We start from the raw sequence: 17,859 nt of genomic DNA on the forward strand, positions 1-17,859 counted from the left end.
CCGGTTCACCATCGAAGACGGCGTTCAATATAGCGAACACGGCTGATGAGCGACCTCGACCGTACGGCGTTGTCTGGAGGTATCCGCGGTGGCAGCAGCACCAGTGTGGAGCGTCGACCCGCGCACCGGGAAGCGGCGGGAGCAAGTGGCGGTGGAGGCCACGCCCGAGGAGGTCGACGCGGCCGTCCGGGCCGCGCACGCCGCGCGCGCGAGCCTCGCCGACCGCGCGGTCCGCGCCGCCTTCCTGCGCACGGCGGCGGACGGCCTGGAGACGGTACGGGACCTGCTCATCGAGGTCGCCGACGCCGAGAGCGCCCTCGGACCGGTCCGGCTCACCGGCGAACTCGCACGCACCGCCTACCAGTTGCGCGCCTTCGCGGGCGTCGTCGACGAGGGCGCCTTCCTGGACGTGGTGATCGACCACCCCGACCCCGCCGCCGTCCCGCCCGTCCCGGACCTGCGCCGCATGAAGATCCCGCTCGGAGTCGTGGCCGTCTACGCGGCCTCCAACTTCCCCTTCGCCTTCTCCGCCGCGGGCGGCGACACCGCGAGCGCGCTGGCGGCGGGCTGCCCGGTCGTCGTCAAGGCCCACCCCGACCACCCGGCCCTGTCCGAGCTGGTCGCCAAGGTGCTGCGCCGGGCCGCCGCCGCGCACGGGCTGCCCGAGGCCGTCGTCGGACTGGTGCACGGCTTCGACGCGGGCGTGGAGCTGATCCGGCATCCGCTGCTCGCCGCCGCCGGGTTCACCGGCTCGGTGCGCGGCGGCCGGGCCCTGTTCGACGCGGCCGCCGCCCGCCCGGTGCCGATCCCCTTCCACGGCGAACTCGGCTCGCTGAACCCGGTCGTGGTGACCGAGGCGGCCGCCGCCGGGCGCGGCGGCGAGATCGGCCTCGGCCTGGCCGGGTCCATGACGCTCGGCGTCGGCCAGTTCTGCGTCAAGCCCGGTCTGGTGCTGGTGCCTTCGGGCGTCTCCGGCGACGGCGTGGTCAAGGCGCTCGTGGACGCGGTGAGCGACACCGAGTCCGGGGTGATGCTCGACCCCCGGATGCGGGAGGCCTTCGTCGCGGGCGTCGCCGAGCGTGCGGCGCTGCCCGGCGTCGAGTCCCCGGTCACCCCGGGCGCCGGCGGCCCGCACACGGTCAGCGCGGGTTTCCTCACCGTCCCGGCGGCCGAACTGGCCGACCCTTCCTACGAGTTGCTGCTTGAGGAGTGCTTCGGCCCGGTCACCGTGGTCGCGCGCTACGACGACGAGGATCAACTCGCCTCCGTGCTCGCCCGGTTGCCCGGCAGCCTCACCGCGACCCTGCACCTGTCCCCGGCCGAGGCCGCGGGCGAGGGGGACGCCGCGGAACTCCTCGCCCGACTCGCCCCGCTGGCGGGCCGGCTGGTGGTGGACGGCTGGCCGACCGGTGTCGCGGTCGCCCCGGCCCAGCATCACGGCGGCCCCTACCCGGCGACCACCTCCACCTCGACCTCGGTCGGCGGCACGGCGATCGAGCGATGGCTGCGCCCGGTGGCCTACCAGAACACCCCCGAGCCGCTGCTGCCGTTGGAGCTGCGGGACGGCAACCCGCTGAGTCTGCCCCGCCGTTGCGACGGGGTGCGGGAGCAGTGAGGACCGGCCCGGTTCTTCACGAACGGAGTCCCGGAACGCCCCCGGCCCCGCCCCGCTGCCCTGCGAGAATCCCCGGATGGACATAGCCCTTCCCGAACTCCCTTTCCCCTTGCGGACGTACGGCCCGGACGGCGACTGGTCCCACGAGGACGGCGTGCTCACCGGCTGGGCCGGACCCCGCCAGGACCGGTTCGTCACCCCGACCGGGGAGGCCCTGGACCCCGCCTCCGACGCGCCCCGCCTGCTCGGGTCGCCCGAGGGCGACTTCCAGCTGATCGCCCGCGTCACCGTCGGCTTCAACGCCTCCTTCGACGCCGGGGCGCTCTACGTCCACGTCGGCGACCGCGCCTGGGCCAAGCTCTGCCTGGAGTACTCCCCGGACGTGGCCACCGTCTGCACGGTGGTCACCCGGGGCCACTCCGATGACGCCAACTCCTTCACCGTGCCCGGCAGTTCCGTCTGGCTCCGGCTGAGCCGCACCGGCCGCGCCCTCGCCTTCCACGCCTCCCGCGACGGTGAACGCTGGACCTTCGTCCGCCTGTTCACCCTGGGCGACGAGAAGGAGACCGACAACGCCCTGGTCGGCTTCATGACCCAGTCGCCGCTCGGCGCGGGCTGCGTGGTCACCTACGACCACCTGGAGTTCAGACCTCAGTGGCCGGACGACCTGCGAGACGGAAGCTGAGCGCGAGGGCCACGAGCAGCGCGGCCACGCAGACGGCCAGGCCCATCCGCAGCCCGGTCACGAAGCCGCCCGCCATCAGCGCCCCGAACACCGCGATCCCGAGCCCGCCGGACACCTGCCGAGCCGCGTTGAGCACCCCCGCCGCGAGCCCGGACCGTCCGGCGGGCACCGCGTCCAGCATCACGGCCGTCAGCGCCGGGATGGCCAGCGCGCAGCCAAGGGCCAGCGGCACCAGCAGCAGCGCGGCCGCGACGGTGGGCGTCGCCGTGCCGACCCCGAGCAGCCCCAGCAGGCCCAGCACGGAGAGCGCAAGCCCTGCGATCATCGGCACCCGGGGGCCGTAGCGCCCGGTCAGCTTCCCCGAGACCAGGTTCGTCACCGCGATCACCCCCGTCATCGGCAGGAACATCAGCCCCGCGTACAGCGCCGAACGGCCCTGCACCTGCTGGAAGAAGAGCGAGAAGACGAACAGGACGCCGTAGAACGCCACGCTGCACGCCGCCCCCGCCGCGACCGCCGCGCGCACCGCCCGGTCGCGGAACATCCCCAGCGGGACCACCGGATGCGCCCGCCGCGTCTCCACCCGGACGAACACCGCCGCCGCGACCACCGCCACCACGAGCGCCACCAGGCCGGTCGTACCGCCCTCGATCACCGCGAAGGTCACGCCCGTCAAGGCGAGCGCCGCCGCGGCCTGTCCGGGCAGGTCCAGGGGTGCGGGCCGCCGCTCGGACCGCGCCACCCGCAGCAGCAGCACCAGCGCCACCGCGCCCACCGGCAGGTTGACGAAGAAGATGCCCCGCCAGCCCCAGGCCGTGGTCAGCGCGCCGCCCGCCACCGGGCCCAGGGCCAGCGCGGTCGAGCCCCCGGCCGCCCACACGGCCACCGCACGGGCCCGGCGCGCCGCGTCCGCGTACGCCTCCCGCACCAGGGACAGCGAGGCGGGCAGCACCACGGCGGCGGCCGCGCCCTGCGCCACCCGGGCGGCGGTCAGGACCGCGAGGTTCGGCGCGAACCCGCACGCCGCCGACGCAAGGGTGAACACCGCGATGCCGATGCCGTACGCCCGGCTCGCCCCGGCCCGGTCGGCGAAGGCGCCGGTGGAGAGCATCAGGGCCGCGAAGGGCAGCGTGTAGGCGTCCACCACCCACTGCAGGCCGCGCAGTCCGCCGCCGAGCCCCGAGCCGATGGCGGGGAGGGCGACGTTCACGATCGAGGCGTCGAGGGTGATCAGCGCGGAACCGAGGAGGGCGGCGGCCAGGGCGAGGCCCGGTGCCGTCTTCTGCTCCAACGGGCCTGCGGAGAGGGCGGGTTGGGGAGGGCTGAGGGTCTTGTTCAGGGACATGGCTCCAGCTTGCGGATCGCGCGGCGCGTACAGTAGTGGCCTGATTGCCATACGTCCGGAGGTTCTGGCCATGATCCGTGTCGTCGTCATCGCCGCCCCGCCCGTGTCGATGTTCAACCTGGCCATCCCCGACCTGCTCTTCGGCAAGGCCGAGGTGGCGGGCCGGCGCGGCTACGAGGTCGTCGTCTGCGCGCCCGACCCGGGCCCGGTGGCCACCACCGGCGGACTCGAACTCACCGTGCCGCACGGCCTGGAGGCGCTGCGCGAGGCGCACACCGTGCTCGTCGCGGGCACCGGCGAGACCTACGAGCCCGATGCGCGCGTGGTCGCCGCGCTGCGCGAGGCCGCCGGCGCGGGCACCCGTATCGCCTCCATCTGCACCGGCGCCTTCTCCCTCGCCAAGGCCGGACTCCTGGACGGCCGCCGCGCCACCACCTACTGGGCGCACGCCGACGAGATGCGCCGCCGCCACCCCGCCATCGCCTTCGAGGGCGACGTCCTCTACACCGAGGACGGCCAGTTCCTCACCTCCAGCGGCTACGCCGCCGGAATCGACCTGTGCCTGCACATCGTCCGCACCGACTACGGCGCCGCCGTCGCCAACGAGGTCGCCCGGCTCGCCCTCGTCGCCCCTGTACGGCCGGGCGGGCAGACCCAGTTCACGCACACCCCGCTCCCGCCCGAGCGCGGCACCGCCTGCGCCGACGTACGCGGCTGGGCCATGCGCAACCTCGACAAGCCGCTCACCCTCACCGACCTCGCCCGCCACTCCGGCGTCAGCGTGCGCACCCTCACCCGCCGCTTCCACGCCGAGAGCGGGGTCAGCCCCCTCCAATGGCTGCTGCACCAGCGCGTCGAACGCGCCAGGGAACTCCTGGAGACCACCACCCTGCCCATGGACCAGGTCGCCACCGCCTGCGGCCTCGGCACCGCCGACTCGCTGCGCGCCCACGTCGTCCGCCGCACCGGACTGACCCCGAGCGCCTACCGCGCCCAGTTCCGCCGGTACGCAACCGCGCCCGCCGCGGCCACGTCCTCCCCGGCATGATCAGTGACCGAGCGAACAGTGCCCTGGTGATCCGCCCGGCCGAGCCCGCCGAGGCCGAGACCGTCGCCGCGTTGCACGAACGCGCCCGCTCCACCTACTACCCGGACGGCCTGCCGCCCTCCGACTTCGACTGGACCGAGGCCTGGCGCACCTCCATCGAACGCCCTGACGGACAGGTGCTCTGCGGGCTCCAGGACGGCCGCATCGTCGCCGTCGCCTCCTTCCGCACCCCCGAGGGCGCGCCCCCGGAGAAGGTGAAGCTGTTCCAGTTCCACGTCGACCCCGGCCACTGGCGCGCGGGCCTCGGCACGGAACTGCACGCCGCCTGCGTGGAGCGCTGGCTCGCCGACGGCAGGCGGACCGCCGTACTGGACGTGCACATGGACAACCGGCGCGCCCAGGCCTTCTACGCCCGCCAGGGCTGGGTGCCCGACCCCGAGAACCCGCCCGCCGAGGACGACCACCACCTCTTCCTGCGCTGGACCCCGCCCGGGGAATGAACCCGGCTGCTTGAAGGTTCACGTATCGGGTGGGGAGAGCCCCCGCCCGGTACGAGCCGAAGAGAGCCCGAAGAATGCGCGTCGAGATCTGGAGCGACATCGCCTGCCCCTGGTGCTACGTAGGAAAGGCACGCTTCGAGAAGGCGCTCGCGGCCTTCCCGCACCGCGACGACGTCGAGGTGGTGCACCGCTCCTTCGAGCTGGACCCCGGCCGCGCCAAGGGCGACGTCCAGCCCGTGCTCACCATGCTCACCAAGAAGTACGGCATGAGCGAGGCCCAGGCCGAGGCCGGCGAGGACAACCTCGGCGCCCAGGCCGCCGCCGAGGGCCTGCCCTACCGCACCCGGGGCCGCGACCACGGCAACACCTTCGACATGCACCGCCTGCTGCACTTCGCCAAGGAGCAGGGCAGGCAGGACGAGCTGATCGGGCTGCTGTACCAGGCCAACTTCGCCGAGGAGCGCTCCGTCTTCACCGAGGGCGACGAGCGCCTGGTGGAGCTGGCCGGACAGGCGGGCCTGGACCCCGAGGCCGCCCGCGAGGTCCTCGCCGACCCCACCGCCTACGCCGACGAGGTCCGCGCCGACGAGCGCGAGGCCGCCCAGCTCGGCGCCAACGGCGTCCCCTTCTTCGTCCTCGACCGCGCCTACGGCGTCTCCGGCGCCCAGCCCGCCGAGGTCTTCACCCAGGCGCTCACCCAGGCGTGGGACGCCCGCTCCCCGCTCACCCTGGTCGGCCAGGACGACGCCGACACCTGCGGTCCGGACGGGTGTGCGGTGCCGCAGAAGTAGGAAACCGCAGGTGGGAGGCCATCCATAAGGATTGCTGAGAGACACTGCGTAAAAACAAGCGATGGACGGTGACTCCATGGGGACGCACAGTGGACCCATGGAGACCACGGAGACGTTCGACCGCCTCGTCCGCACCGAGTTCACCCCCGCCGGCACCTACCTCAACACGGCGAGCAACTCGCTGCTGCCCACCCGTACCGTCACCGCCCTGAACGAGGCGGCGCTGCTGCGGGCCCAGGGGCGCCCGCTGAACTCGCTCTTCGAGGACGTGGAGGCATGCCGGGCCGCCTACGCGAGGCTCGTCCAGGTGCCCGTCGAACGCGTCGCGGCGGGCGCCTCGGTCGCCGCGCACACCGGTGTGATCGCCGCCTCCCTGCCGCCGGGCGCCGAAGTCCTCACCGCCGAGGACGACTTCACCTCCGTGCTCAACCCGTTCCACGTCCGGGGCGACCTCAAGGTGCGCGCGGTGCCGGTGGAGCGGATCGCGGATTCCGTCCGCCCGGAGACCGACCTCGTCGCGGTCAGCGCCGTCCAGTCCGCCGACGGCCGGATCGCCGACCTGCCCGCGCTGCGCGAGGCCGCCCGCGAGCACGGCGCCCGTACCTACGTCGACTTCTCCCAGGGCGCGGGCTGGCTCCCGCTGGACGCGGGGGAGTGGGACTTCAGCGCCTCCGTGGCCTACAAGTGGCTGCTCGGCCCGAACGGCATCGCCTTCCTCGTCCTGCCCGAGGACTTCGGCGGCCTCACCCCGCTGCTCGCCGGCTGGGTCGCGGGCGAGCGCCCCTGGGACAGCTGCTACGGACCGGTCACCGAACTCGCCCACTCCGCGCGGCGGTTCGACCTCACCCACGCGCTGCTCGGCTACGCGGGACTGCGGCGCTCCTTCGAACTCATCGAGGAACTGGGCGTGTCCGCGATCCACGCCCACAACACCGCGCTCGCCGACCGCTACCGCGCGGGCCTCGCCTCCCTCGGCCACGAGCCGCTGCCCTCCTCCGGCTCCGCGATCGTCTCGGTGCCCGGACTCGGCGCCCGGCAGCCGGAGTTGAGCCGCGCGGGCATCGAGGTCTCCGACCGGGCGGGCAACCTGCGCGCCGCCTTCCATCTGTACAACACCGAGGCGGACGTGGACCGGCTGCTGGACGTGCTGTCCGGCTGACCGGCCGCCTGGTCAAGTCCGCTGACCGGTACGGGACATGACCGGGCCAGGGCCTCCCGTCCCACAACAAGGAGGCCCCGGCCCGGGGATGAAGGGGGTGCGCGGACTACCGCACCGGAGTGAAGTCCCGCGCCCCGATGTACTCCGGCCTGCGCACCGGCGCCGCGAACGGCTCCACCGCCGTGTTCTCCACGCTGTTGAACACGATGAAGACGTTGCTGCGCGGGAACGGCGTGATGTTGTCGCCGGAGCCGTGCATGCAGTTGCAGTCGAACCAGGTGGCCGAGCCGGGCCTGCCGGTGAACAGCCGGATACCGTGCTCGCCCGCCATCCGGGTGAGCGCCTCGTCGGACGGGGTGCCCGCGTCCTGCATCTGGAGCGACTTCTTGTAGTTGTCCTCGGGCGTCGCGCCCGCGCAGCCCAGGAACGTCCGGTGCGAGCCCGGCATGATCATCAGGCCGCCGTTGGTGTCGTGGTTCTCGGTCAGCGCGATCGAGACGGACACCGTGCGCATCCGGGGCAGCCCGTCCTCGGCGTGCCAGGTCTCGAAGTCCGAGTGCCAGTAGAAGCCGCTCGCGCCGAACCCGGGCTTGACGTTGATCCGGGACTGGTGGACGTACACGTCCGAGCCGAGGATCTGCCGGGCCCGGCCGGCCACGCGCTCGTCGCTCACCAGGTTCGCGAACAGCTCGCTGAGCCGGTGGACCTCGAAAACCGAGCGGATCTCCTGGGAGCGGGGCTCCACGATCGCCCGGCCGTCGGCCCGGATCACCGGGTCGGCGACCAGCCGCTCCAGCTCACGCCGGTACACCTCGACCTCGGCCGGGGTGATCAGCTGCTCCACGCTCAGGAAGCCGTCGCGCTCGTACCCCTCCAGCTCGGCCGTGGGGATCGGGCCGTACGCGCCGGGGGCGCTCCAGACGACCGGGTCCTTGCGCGGGACGGCCACCTCGGCGGTGCCGCGGCTGGGGTAGAGATCGGTGACGGGGGCGATGGGGGCCTGGGTCATGGGGATCACACCTCCTCGGGTTCGGTGAGCAGGGGGTAGACGCCGTTCTCGTCGTGGTCCTCCCGTCCGGTCACCGGCGGGTTGAACACGCAGAGGCAGCGGAAGTCCTCCTTGACGCGCAGCGTGTGCCGCTCGTGGCCGTCGAGGAGGTACATCGTGCCGGGGGTGATCGTGTGGCTCTCCCCGGTCTCGTGGTCGGTCAGTTCGGCCTCGCCCTCGGTGCAGACGACGGCCTCGATGTGGTTCGCGTACCACATCGACGTCTCGGTCCCGGCGTACAGGACCGTCTCGTGCAGGGAGAAGCCGACGCGCTCCTTGGCGAGCACGATCCGCTTGCTCTCCCAGGTGCCGGACTTCGCCCGGACATGGCGGTCGGTGTCCTCGATGTCCTTGAACGATCGGACGATCACGGGTGGTTGCCTCCTGTCGATCCTTGTCGGCGACGGTCTCGTGGTCTTGTGCTCAGGCGGTCTCGCGTACGGCCCGGGCGAGGATGCTCATGCCCTCGTCCAGCTCCTCCGCGGTGATCGTGAGCGCGGGCAGCAGCTTGACGACCTCGCTCTCGGGGCCCGACGTCTCGATGAGCAGCCCGAGTTCGAAGGCGCGGGCGGCGATGCGGCCGGCCCGTGCCTTGTCGTGGAACTCCAGGCCCCACACCAGACCGCGCCCCCGGTAGTCCTTCACGGCGGCGGGGTTCTCCTCGGCTATGGAGACCAGCTCCCGCTCGATCCGCTCGCCCCGGGCGCGGGTCTGCTTCTCCATGGCGGCGCCGTCGGCCCAGTACGTCTCCAGCGCGGCGGTCGCGGTGACGAACGCCGGGTTGTTGCCGCGGAAGGTGCCGTTGTGCTCGCCCGGCTCCCAGATGTCCAGCTCCGGCCGGAACAGGCACAGCGACATCGGCAGCCCGTAACCGCTGATCGACTTGGAGACGGTGACGATGTCGGGGACGATGCCCGCCTCCTCGAAGGAGAAGAACGCGCCCGTGCGCCCGCAGCCCATCTGGATGTCGTCGACGATGAGCAGCATGTCCTGCCGCTCGCACAACTCCTTGAGCGCGCGCAGCCATTCGGGCCGGGCGACGTTGATGCCGCCCTCGCCCTGCACGGTCTCCACGATCACGGCGGCGGGCTTGTTCAGCCCCGACCCCTGGTCCTCCAGGAGCCGTTCGAACCACAGGAAGTCCGGGACCTGCCCGTCGAAGTAGTTGTCGAACGGCATCGGCGTGCCGTGCACCAGCGGGATGCCCGCCCCGGCCCGCTTGAAGGCGTTGCCGGTCACCGCGAGCGAGCCGAGCGACATGCCGTGGAAGGCGTTGGTGAACGACACGATCGCCTCGCGCCCCTTCACCTTCCGGGCCAGCTTCAGCGCCGACTCCACCGCGTTGGTGCCGGTCGGCCCCGGGAACATGACCTTGTACGGCAACTCGCGCGGGGCCAGCACCAGTTCCTGGAAGGTCCGCAGGAACGACCGCTTGGCCGTGGTCGACATGTCCAGTCCGTGGGTCACACCGTCCCGGGCCAGATAGTCGATCAACGCCCGTTTGAGGACGGGGTTGTTGTGGCCGTAGTTGAGTGATCCCGCCCCGGCGAAGAAGTCGAGCCAGGCGCGTCCGTCCTCGTCGTACATCCGGCTGCCCCGCGCGGTGTCGAACACGGTGGGCCAGCCGCGGCAGTAGCTGCGCACCTCGGACTCGACGGTCTCGAACACGCTCAGGTCGGGCTGGGTGATGGTCACGGTGATTCGCTCCTCGGTACGGCGTTCAGTGGGCCGGGGTGTGCGTCAACGGGCCTATGCGGTACAGGACTTCGGGGTCGTGCGGACCGTCCGGGAACAGCTCGGCGGGGAAGAGGACCGCACGCTCCGGCTCCACCCCGTGCCGGGCGGCGAACGAGGTGAACAGCCGCTCGGAGGCGGTGTTCCCGGGGGTGATCGTGGTCTCCAGGCCGGTGATCCCCCGCTCGGCTGCCAGCCGGGCGGTCAGCCCGTCCAGCAGCGCGGCGGCGATCCCGCGCCCCCGGTGGGCGTCGCCGACGGCCACCTGCCAGACGAGCAGGGTGTGCGGACGGTCGGGCCGTACATAACCGGTCACGAAACCGACCGGCTCGCCGTCCGCGCCGCGCGCCACCGCCGAGGTGCCGGCGAAGTCCCGGCACCACAGCAGATAGCTGTACGAGGAGTTCAGGTCGAGGGTTTTCGATTCCTTGGCGAGACGCCAGAGAGCGGCTCCGTCGGTCACCGCCGGTCTGTCGACGATCAGGTCTGCGGGTGCTGCGGTCATGCGGCACGAATTTAGCGAGGCGAATGCGTAAATGCACGGGCGCGGAATCGGTTGTGTACGACTGGGTCGACCATATGCCGGGTTTGACCTGGGGTAAAACGGTGCAAAACGGGGCTCGCTGTGTGGTGTGTCACAGCGCGAAAATCCACCCGTGTTTCATCTTGTTTAGCCTTGCAAAAAGCGGGAAGACGAAAGACCGGAGTCTGTCCCATTCAATTCGGGGAGTATGAGAGACAATTGGGCGGTCATGAAAAAGGCGGCCTGCGCGAATTCGCGCAGGCCGCCGATGAAAGGGAACGCCGGTCAGTTCCAGGCTTCCCCCGCCGCCCGCAGCGCGCCCTCCGGGTCCACCGCGAGCCCCTGCGCGGCGAGGGCCGCGCCCAGCGCCGTCAGCGAGCGGCGCACCGCGTCCAGGGTCGCGTCGGGCCCGTAGTGGTTGACCCGGATCATCTCCTTGGCCAGCGCGCCGCCCCCGGCCGCCAGCGGCAGCCCCGGGTCCGTGCGCAGCGCCTCGGCCACCAGCTCGGAGGCCACCACCCGCTCCGGCACCCGCAGCGTCGTCGCCACCGGCGCCGCGTCGCGCGCCTCGCGGACGTACGGCTCCAGACCGCCGCGCAGCGCGACCACACCCGCGCGCGTCGCCCGCGCGGCCGCCCGGTGCCGGGCCATCACGGCGTCGAGGCCGTCCGCCTCGATCCGCTCCAGGCACGCCTCCAGGGCCAGCATCTCCAGCTGGGCCGGGGCGTGCGGCAGCACCGCGCGGCCGGCGTCGGTCCAGCGGTCCTTCCAGTCCAGCAGGGAGAGGTAGGAGCGGCGCGGCGCCTGCGGGTTGGCCGCCATCCGGGCCCAGGCGCGCTCGCTCACCGAGATCGCGGACACCCCGGCCGGGCCGCCCATCGCCTTCTGCGCCCCGATCACGCACAGGTCCACGCCCCACGCGTCCGGCAGCACCGGCTCCGCGCCGACCGAGGCGACCGCGTCCAGGTAGAAGAGGGCGCCGTGCTCGCGCACCACCTCACCGATCTCCGCGACCGGGTTGGTGTTGCCGGTCGCCGCCTCGGCGTGCACCAGCGACACGAAGTCGATCTCCGGGTGCTCGGCGAACGCCTCCCGGATCTGCCCGGCGGTGACGGCCGCGTGGAAGGGGACCGCGAGGTCGTGCACGGTGGCCCCGCTGTCGCGCAGCCAGTTGCCGAAGGTCTGGCCGTACGGCCCCGTGATCACGTTCAGGGCGACCGTGCCGGGACCCGCGGCCGCGCGGATCGCGCCCTCCAGCGGCAGCAGCGCCTCGCCCTGGGTGATCAGCACGTCCCGCCGGGTCTCCAGCAGGGCGGCCACCTGGTCCTCGATGGCGGCGAACCGTGCGGCGGTCAGCGGGGGCAGGTCGAGGAAGGGGTGGGTCACAGGGTGCTCTCTTCGCTTACACGGGTACACGGAACCGGCCGGAGGCCGACGGTGACGAGGGTAACTCGCGGCCTCCGCGCCGCTTTGACCGGCGAGTTCTCAGGCCGGACGGCCTCCAGGCCATCGGTTTGATTTGAGAGACCCAAACCTCTCCTTATAATCGGAACCCACCGTCCCCCCCCACAGGGAGATCCCCCATGAATACGCTCCTCGGGCGCCGGACCCGTCTTCTGGCAGCCGCCACCGCGGCGGGCGCGGTCGCGCTCGTCGCGGGCTGTTCCTCGTCGGACGGCAGCGGCAGCGGCAACGCCACCGCCAAGGGGGTCCACCTCGTCAAGGCCGGTCAGCTGACCGTCTGCACCCATCTGCCCTACCCGCCGTTCCAGTCGGTGATCGACGGCAAGGTGCAGGGCTTCGACGTCTCCCTGGTCGACCTGGTCGCCAAGGACCTGGGCGTCAAGCAGGAGATCCTCGACACGCCCTTCGAGAACTTCAAGACGGGCGCGTTCCTGAACTCCGGCCAGTGCGACCTGGCCGCGGCGGGCATGACGATCACCGCCGAGCGCAAGAAGAACGTCGACTTCTCCGACCCGTACTTCGAGGCCACCCAGGCCGTCCTGGTCGGCAAGAACAGCGGCCTGAAGTCCTTCCAGGACATCAAGGCGCAGCACAAGTCGCTCGGCGCCCAGGCGCAGACCACCGGCGAGGACTACGCGAAGAGCAAGGGCCTCGACCCGGTCTCCTTCCACTCCTCCGACGCGCTCCTCAACGGCCTGCGCACCAACCAGGTCCAGGCGATCATCGTCGACTACCCGGTGGTCCAGAGCTGGCTGAAGAACAAGGCCAACGCCGACGCCTTCAAGGTCGTCGGCAACCTGCGCACCGGCGAGCAGTACGGCTTCACGGTGAAGAAGGGCAACACCGCCCTGCTCGACGCCGTCGACAAGCAGCTCGCCAAGGCCAAGTCCGACGGCACCTACAAGAAGATCTACGAGAAGTGGATCGGCCCGTACGACGCCTCGGCCGCCTCCCCGGCCGCGACGCCCTCCTCCTGAATCCGCTGACTCCATGACCGACACGGACACCCGTAGCCAACCGAAGAAGCAGGGCCTGACCCGCCGCCAGCGCCGGCGGGTCTCGCGCGGCGCGCAGTACGCCGTCTTCGTCGCCGCCGTACTCGCCTTCGCGTTCTCGGCCGACTGGGGGCGGCTGCAGAACCAGTTCCTGCAACTGCCCATCGCCGCGCAGATGTTCCCCGACGTCATCACCCTGGCGCTGAAGAACACCGTGCTCTACACCCTGTCCGGCTTCGTCGTCGGACTCGGTCTCGGCATCGTCATCGCCCTGATGCGGCTGTCCTCGGTGGCGCCCTACCGCTGGGTCGCCGGGATCTACATCGAGATCTTCCGTGGCCTGCCCGCCCTGCTGATCTTCATCTTCGTCGGCGTCGGCGTGCCGCTGGCGTTCCCGAACGTGCAGTATCCCGGCGGTACTTACGGCAAGGTCGCCGTCGCGCTCGGACTCGTCTCCGCCGCCTACATGGCCGAGACGATCCGCGCGGGCATCCAGGCGGTGCCCAAGGGGCAGATGGAGGCGGCCCGTTCGCTGGGCTTCTCGCCCGCGCGGGCCATGATCTCGATCATCATCCCGCAGGCGTTCCGCATCATCCTGCCGCCGCTGACCAACGAACTCGTCCTGCTCTTCAAGGACTCCTCGCTGGTGCTGTTCCTCGGCGTCACCCTGGAGGAGCGCGAACTGTCCAAGTTCGGCAACGACTTGGCCAGCACCACCGCCAACTCCACGCCGATCCTGGTGGCCGGCCTGTGCTATCTGCTGGTCACCGTCCCGCTCGGCTTCGTCGTGCGGCGCATGGAGTCGAGGTCCCAGGAGGCGATCCGGTGAGCACCCCCGAGATCCGTATCGAGGGACTGCACAAGTCCTTCGGCGACAACCACGTCCTGCGCGGCGTCGACCTGGAGATCGGCCAGGGCGAGGTGGTCTGCGTCATCGGCCCCTCCGGCTCCGGCAAGTCCACCCTGCTGCGCTGCGTCAACCTGCTCGAAGAACCCAGCGAGGGCAAGGTCTTCGTCGGCGGCACCGAGCTGACCGACCCGGACGTCGACCTCGACGCCGTGCGCCGCCGCATCGGCATGGTCTTCCAGCAGTTCAACCTCTTCCCGCACCTGAACGTCACCGAGAACCTCACGCTGCCCCAGCGCCGGGTCCTCGGCCGGGACAAGGCGACGGCGGCGCGGATCGCCGCCGAGAACCTCGCCCGCGTGGGGCTCGCGGAGAAGGCGGACGCCCACCCGGCCGCCCTCTCCGGCGGCCAGCAGCAGCGTGTGGCCATCGCCCGCGCGCTCGCCATGGGCCCCGAGGTGATGCTCTTCGACGAGCCGACCTCCGCGCTCGACCCCGAGCTGGTCGGCGACGTGCTCGCGGTCATGCGCGGGCTCGCCCAGGAGGGCATGACGATGATGGTCGTCACCCACGAGATGACCTTCGCCCGCGAGGTCGCCGACCGCGTCGTCTTCATGGACGGCGGCGTCATCGTCGAGGACGGCACCCCCGAGCAGGTCATCGGCAACCCCCGCAACGAGCGCACCCGCCACTTCCTCTCCCGCGTCCTCGACCCGGCGATGGCCGAGGTGGAGGAGACGGACGGACCGGTGGGGGCGGGGCCGGAGAAGACCGGCGCCTGACGGCCGCGATGTGACACCGGCCCGGCCGGGCACCCCCTGTGCGGGGTGCCCGGCCGTTCCATGTCCGCCCGCGGTGTCCGCCTACAGATACGGCCGCGTGATCAGCTCGATGGCGTGCCCGGCGGGGTCCTTGAAGTAGACGCCCCGGCCGCCGTGCTCGTGGTTGATCTCGCCGGGGCGCCGCATCCGCGGATCGGCCCAGTGCGTCACCCCCCGCTCGCACAGGCGCTTGTACGCCCGGTCGAACAGCTCGTCGTCGACCAGGAACGCGTAGTGCTGCATCTGGATCTCCACCGGCGGTTCCGCGAACTGGAGCAGCACCCCGTCGGTGAGCTGGATGTTGCGGAACGGCCCCCAGGACGGCGCTTCGGAAAGCTCCAGCAGCTCCCGGAAGAACCGCGCGGACTCGTCTCTGTCCTTGGCGGCGATGATGGTGTGGTTGAACGTGACTGTCATACGGCTGACCTCGCTGTGGTCCGGCACGGAGTAGGGGGATCGCTCGGTGCTCGGGCACGGGGAGGTGCGCGGGCCGGGTGGCGGGGATGCCCGGCGGGGGTACGTGTGGCGGCGACACGTGTGGCGGCGACACGTGTGGCGGGGACACATGTGGCGGGGACACATGTGGGGCGCGCCGATGTGGGGCGCACCCGTGTGGGGCGCGCCGATGTGGGGCGCACCCGTGTGGGGCGCGCCGATGTGGGGCGCACCCGTGTGGGGCGCGCCCATGTGGCGATCAGCTACCCACCGGGTCGCCTGTCCGTGAGTGGCCCGCGAGGGCCGGTCCGGTGTTCACGCCGGAGGACGTTACCGGACCTGCCGCGCCGCCGGGAAGGCGGTTTAAGGTGCCGTACATGAGCGATCAGGCGGTGCTGCACGTCAAGGGGCGGGTGCTCGTCGGGCCCGAGGACGTCCGGGACGAGCTGTGGGTGGTCGGGGGACGGGTCACGTACGACCGTCCCGTGGGCGCGGGGGACGTGACGACCGTCACGGGGTGGGCGCTGCCCGGGCTGGTCGACGCGCACTGCCATGTGGGGCTCGGCGCGGAGGGACCCGTGGACGCGGAGACCGCCGAGAAGCAGGCGCTGACCGACCGGGAGACCGGGACGCTGCTGATCCGGGACGCCGGTTCGCCCTCGGACACCCGCTGGACCGACGACCGCGACGACCTGCCGAAGATCATCCGCGCCGGCCGGCACATCGCCCGTACCCGCCGCTACATCCGGGGCTACGCCCACGAGATCGAGCCGGACGACCTCGTCGCCTACGTCCGTCAGGAGGCCCGGCGCGGGGACGGCTGGGTCAAGCTGGTCGGGGACTGGATCGACCGCGACCTCGGTGACCTGGCCCCCTGCTGGCCCCGGGAGGCGGTCGCGGCGGGCATCGCCGAGGCCCACCGGCAGGGCGCCCGCGTCACCGCGCACTGCTTCGCGGAGAGTTCGCTGCGCGACCTGGTGGAGTCCGGCATCGACTGCGTCGAGCACGCCACGGGCCTGACCCCCGACCTGATCCCGCTCTTCGTCGAGCACGGCGTGGCGATCGTCCCGACCCTGGTCAACATCGCCACCTTCCCGCGCCTGGCGGCGGGCGGCGACACCAAGTTCCCCCGGTGGTCCGCACATATGCGCCGCCTCCATGAACGCCGCTACGACACGGTGCGCGACGCCTATGACGCCGGGATCGCGGTGTACGTCGGCACCGACGCGGGCGGCTCGCTGCCCCACGGCCTGGTCGCGGCGGAGGTCGAGGAACTGGTCGCCGCCGGCATCCCGCCCCTGGACGCGCTCTCCGCGACCAGCTGGGGTGCCCGCGCCTGGCTCGGCCGCCCCGGCCTGGAGGAGGGCGCGCCGGCCGACCTCGTCGTCTACGAGTCCGATCCCCGTGCCGATGTACGAGTCCTGGCCGCCCCGCGTCGCGTGGTGCTCAACGGGCGAGTCATGCAGTGACCTGCCGGGGCGTGGGAGAACTCCTGTGCCACGGGAATCGAAGAGAGGTGCGGGAACTCCACTATCGAGTGAAGTAACCCAGGATTGCTGACCGTTCACCCACAGTGCGTAAAAGTTGACGCGTCCCAAGCAAGTTCCTTCTCGGGAGCCCACCGCCTTGAACAGCCTCAACTTCCGCATGCCCGCACGCCGTCTGGCCGCCGTCGCGACCGTCACCGCCCTCACCGCAGGTCCCGCGGTCCTGGGCGCGAGCACCGCGCACGCCACCGACCGGCACGGCCACGCCACCGCCGTCGTCCTGCGCACCGGGCTCGATGTGTCCCTGCTCCACAAGACCGTGGACGTCCCGCTCGCGGTCACCCTCAACGAGGTCGAGGCGCCCGGCGACGCCGACCGCACGGCCCTCACGGCCCGGCTGGACGGGGTGAACGACGGCCGGCCCTTCTCCGTGCTCGGCGCCGAGGTGGCCAGAGCCCACGCCACCGCCACGGCCGAGGGCGCCGAGGGCTCCGTACGGCTGGTCCACGCCCGCGTGCACGTCCCCGGCCTGCCGCTGCTCTCCCTCATCGAGGTCGGCACGGTCACCGCCCGCGCCACCTGCGAGGCGGGGGAGCGGCCGGAGGCCAAGGCGAACGTCCTCGGCGGCGTCACCGTCCTCGGCAAGCACGTGAACCTCACGGCGGGCGGCCCGTCCGTGGTCAAGGTCCCCGGCGTCGGCGAGGTCCGCCTCGACCTCTCCCAGCGCCACACCACCTCCCGCACGGCCGCCGCCACCGCGCTCGAACTCAAGGTCTCCGTCAACCCGTTGAGGCTGAACGTCGCGGAGGTCGAGGGCACGGTGACGCTGGCCGAGGCGACCTGCGAGACGCCTCGCGGCGGCGGCTGGGGCGGCGGTGGTCACGGTGGCGGTGGCCACGGAGGCGGCGGGCATGACGGCGGCGGCCACGACGGCGGCGACGGCGGCCAGGTCCCGCCCCCGCCGCAGACGGACGAGCCGGGCGGCGACGACGACGGCCCCGAGCCGACCGACAGCACGCCCCCGAGCGAGGACGGCACCGCCCCGAGCGCCAAGCCCGCGCCGTCCAACGGCTCCGGCTCCGCCGCACCCGCCAAGCCCGCCACCGACGTGAAGCCCCAGGGCGGCACGAAGAGCGACCTCGCGGAGACGGGCGCGAGCTCGTCCACGCCGTACCTGGCGGGCGGCGCGCTGGCGCTGCTCCTGCTCGGCGGGGGAGCGGCGGTCGTGGCGCGACGCCGGCGCAGCTGAGGAACGGCCGCGCTCTCTGAGCGAGTTGGCCCGGGGACGCCGAACGAATCGGGCGGACCCGGGCCACACGTCCGTCTGGCCGGGACCGGGCGGCTTCCAGGTACTGGACGCCA

At 72.1% G+C, this 17,859-nt stretch carries 18 protein-coding genes; 11 read left to right on the top strand and 7 right to left on the bottom strand.

Annotated elements, in window-relative coordinates; genetic code table 11:
• Window positions 1-88 precede the first annotated feature (88 nt).
• The gene (locus AB0898_RS18530) at window positions 89-1,615 is read left to right on the top strand and encodes an aldehyde dehydrogenase (NADP(+)) (RefSeq protein ID WP_366803990.1); all 1,527 of its coding nucleotides are present in this window, start codon (window positions 89-91) and stop codon (window positions 1,613-1,615) included.
• A 76-nt stretch (window positions 1,616-1,691) separates the two neighbouring features.
• The gene (locus tag AB0898_RS18535) at window positions 1,692-2,300 is read left to right on the top strand and encodes a DUF1349 domain-containing protein (RefSeq protein ID WP_366803991.1); all 609 of its coding nucleotides are present in this window, start codon (window positions 1,692-1,694) and stop codon (window positions 2,298-2,300) included.
• On the opposite strand, the gene AB0898_RS18540 is transcribed toward AB0898_RS18535, so the two are convergent.
• On the bottom strand, window positions 2,260-3,645 hold the full coding sequence (locus AB0898_RS18540) for an MFS transporter (protein WP_366803992.1): 1,386 nt from the start codon (window positions 3,643-3,645) through the stop codon (window positions 2,260-2,262). The two genes, AB0898_RS18535 and AB0898_RS18540, sit on opposite strands and share 41 nt — an antisense overlap.
• A 70-nt stretch (window positions 3,646-3,715) precedes the next feature.
• On the opposite strand from AB0898_RS18540, the gene AB0898_RS18545 reads away from it, so the two are divergent.
• The 4 genes from AB0898_RS18545 (at window position 3,716) to AB0898_RS18560 (ending at window position 7,143) form a co-directional block, all read left to right on the top strand.
• On the top strand, window positions 3,716-4,693 hold the full coding sequence (locus AB0898_RS18545; RefSeq protein WP_366803993.1) for a helix-turn-helix domain-containing protein: 978 nt from the start codon (window positions 3,716-3,718) through the stop codon (window positions 4,691-4,693).
• Window positions 4,690-5,193: a GNAT family N-acetyltransferase gene (locus AB0898_RS18550; RefSeq protein WP_366803994.1), complete on the top strand. Its 504-nt coding sequence runs from the start codon at window positions 4,690-4,692 to the stop codon at window positions 5,191-5,193. Before AB0898_RS18545 ends, AB0898_RS18550 begins: the two co-directional genes overlap by 4 nt.
• Window positions 5,194-5,267: 74 nt before the next feature.
• On the top strand, window positions 5,268-5,984 hold the full coding sequence (locus AB0898_RS18555; protein WP_366803995.1) for a DsbA family oxidoreductase: 717 nt from the start codon (window positions 5,268-5,270) through the stop codon (window positions 5,982-5,984).
• 97 nt (window positions 5,985-6,081) lie between these two features.
• Window positions 6,082-7,143, top strand: a complete 1,062-nt coding sequence (locus AB0898_RS18560) for an aminotransferase class V-fold PLP-dependent enzyme (protein WP_366803996.1) — start codon at window positions 6,082-6,084, stop codon at window positions 7,141-7,143.
• 106 nt (window positions 7,144-7,249) lie between these two features.
• On the opposite strand, the gene thpD is transcribed toward AB0898_RS18560, so the two are convergent.
• The 5 genes from thpD to AB0898_RS18585 form a co-directional block, all read right to left on the bottom strand.
• Window positions 7,250-8,152, bottom strand: coding sequence for an ectoine hydroxylase (gene thpD / locus AB0898_RS18565; RefSeq protein ID WP_366803997.1), 903 nt, complete (start codon window positions 8,150-8,152; stop codon window positions 7,250-7,252).
• A 5-nt stretch (window positions 8,153-8,157) separates the two neighbouring features.
• Window positions 8,158-8,562: an ectoine synthase gene (locus tag AB0898_RS18570; RefSeq protein WP_366803998.1), complete on the bottom strand. Its 405-nt coding sequence runs from the start codon at window positions 8,560-8,562 to the stop codon at window positions 8,158-8,160.
• A 52-nt stretch (window positions 8,563-8,614) separates the two neighbouring features.
• Window positions 8,615-9,886 carry a diaminobutyrate--2-oxoglutarate transaminase gene (gene ectB / locus AB0898_RS18575; protein WP_366803999.1) on the bottom strand — a complete coding sequence of 424 codons (1,272 nt, stop codon included), beginning with the start codon at window positions 9,884-9,886 and terminating at the stop codon, window positions 8,615-8,617.
• 25 nt (window positions 9,887-9,911) lie between these two features.
• Window positions 9,912-10,430, bottom strand: a complete 519-nt coding sequence (gene ectA, locus AB0898_RS18580) for a diaminobutyrate acetyltransferase (RefSeq protein ID WP_366804000.1) — start codon at window positions 10,428-10,430, stop codon at window positions 9,912-9,914.
• A gap of 303 nt (window positions 10,431-10,733) precedes the next feature.
• The gene (locus tag AB0898_RS18585) at window positions 10,734-11,834 is read right to left on the bottom strand and encodes an aminotransferase class V-fold PLP-dependent enzyme (RefSeq protein WP_366804001.1); all 1,101 of its coding nucleotides are present in this window, start codon (window positions 11,832-11,834) and stop codon (window positions 10,734-10,736) included.
• Window positions 11,835-12,031: 197 nt separating this feature from the next.
• Here AB0898_RS18585 and AB0898_RS18590 point away from each other — a divergent pair, with 197 nt between their 5' ends.
• Genes AB0898_RS18590 through AB0898_RS18600 form a run of 3 tightly spaced genes read left to right on the top strand, consistent with a single transcriptional unit; the run spans window position 12,032 to window position 14,536 of the window.
• On the top strand, window positions 12,032-12,889 hold the full coding sequence (locus AB0898_RS18590) for a transporter substrate-binding domain-containing protein (RefSeq protein ID WP_366804003.1): 858 nt from the start codon (window positions 12,032-12,034) through the stop codon (window positions 12,887-12,889).
• 13 nt (window positions 12,890-12,902) lie between these two features.
• The gene (locus tag AB0898_RS18595; RefSeq protein WP_366804004.1) at window positions 12,903-13,736 is read left to right on the top strand and encodes an amino acid ABC transporter permease; all 834 of its coding nucleotides are present in this window, start codon (window positions 12,903-12,905) and stop codon (window positions 13,734-13,736) included.
• Window positions 13,733-14,536 carry an amino acid ABC transporter ATP-binding protein gene (locus AB0898_RS18600; protein ID WP_366804005.1) on the top strand — a complete coding sequence of 268 codons (804 nt, stop codon included), beginning with the start codon at window positions 13,733-13,735 and terminating at the stop codon, window positions 14,534-14,536. The genes AB0898_RS18595 and AB0898_RS18600 overlap by 4 nt, the downstream gene beginning before the upstream one ends.
• Before the next feature lie 81 nt (window positions 14,537-14,617).
• Here AB0898_RS18600 and AB0898_RS18605 read toward each other — a convergent pair whose 3' ends face one another.
• Window positions 14,618-14,992: a VOC family protein gene (locus AB0898_RS18605; RefSeq protein ID WP_366804006.1), complete on the bottom strand. Its 375-nt coding sequence runs from the start codon at window positions 14,990-14,992 to the stop codon at window positions 14,618-14,620.
• A 395-nt stretch (window positions 14,993-15,387) separates the two neighbouring features.
• Here AB0898_RS18605 and AB0898_RS18610 point away from each other — a divergent pair, with 395 nt between their 5' ends.
• Both AB0898_RS18610 and AB0898_RS18615 read left to right on the top strand, forming a co-directional pair.
• Window positions 15,388-16,479 (top strand): amidohydrolase family protein, encoded by a 1,092-nt coding sequence (locus tag AB0898_RS18610; RefSeq protein ID WP_366804007.1) that lies wholly within the window; start codon window positions 15,388-15,390, stop codon window positions 16,477-16,479.
• 157 nt (window positions 16,480-16,636) lie between these two features.
• Entirely contained in the window at window positions 16,637-17,746 is a 1,110-nt protein-coding gene (locus tag AB0898_RS18615) for an SCO1860 family LAETG-anchored protein (protein ID WP_366804008.1), read from the top strand.
• Window positions 17,747-17,859 lie beyond the last annotated feature (113 nt).

It is taken from the genome of Streptomyces sp. NPDC005435, assembly GCF_040703155.1.
Taxonomy (GTDB): Bacteria; Actinomycetota; Actinomycetes; order Streptomycetales; family Streptomycetaceae; genus Streptomyces.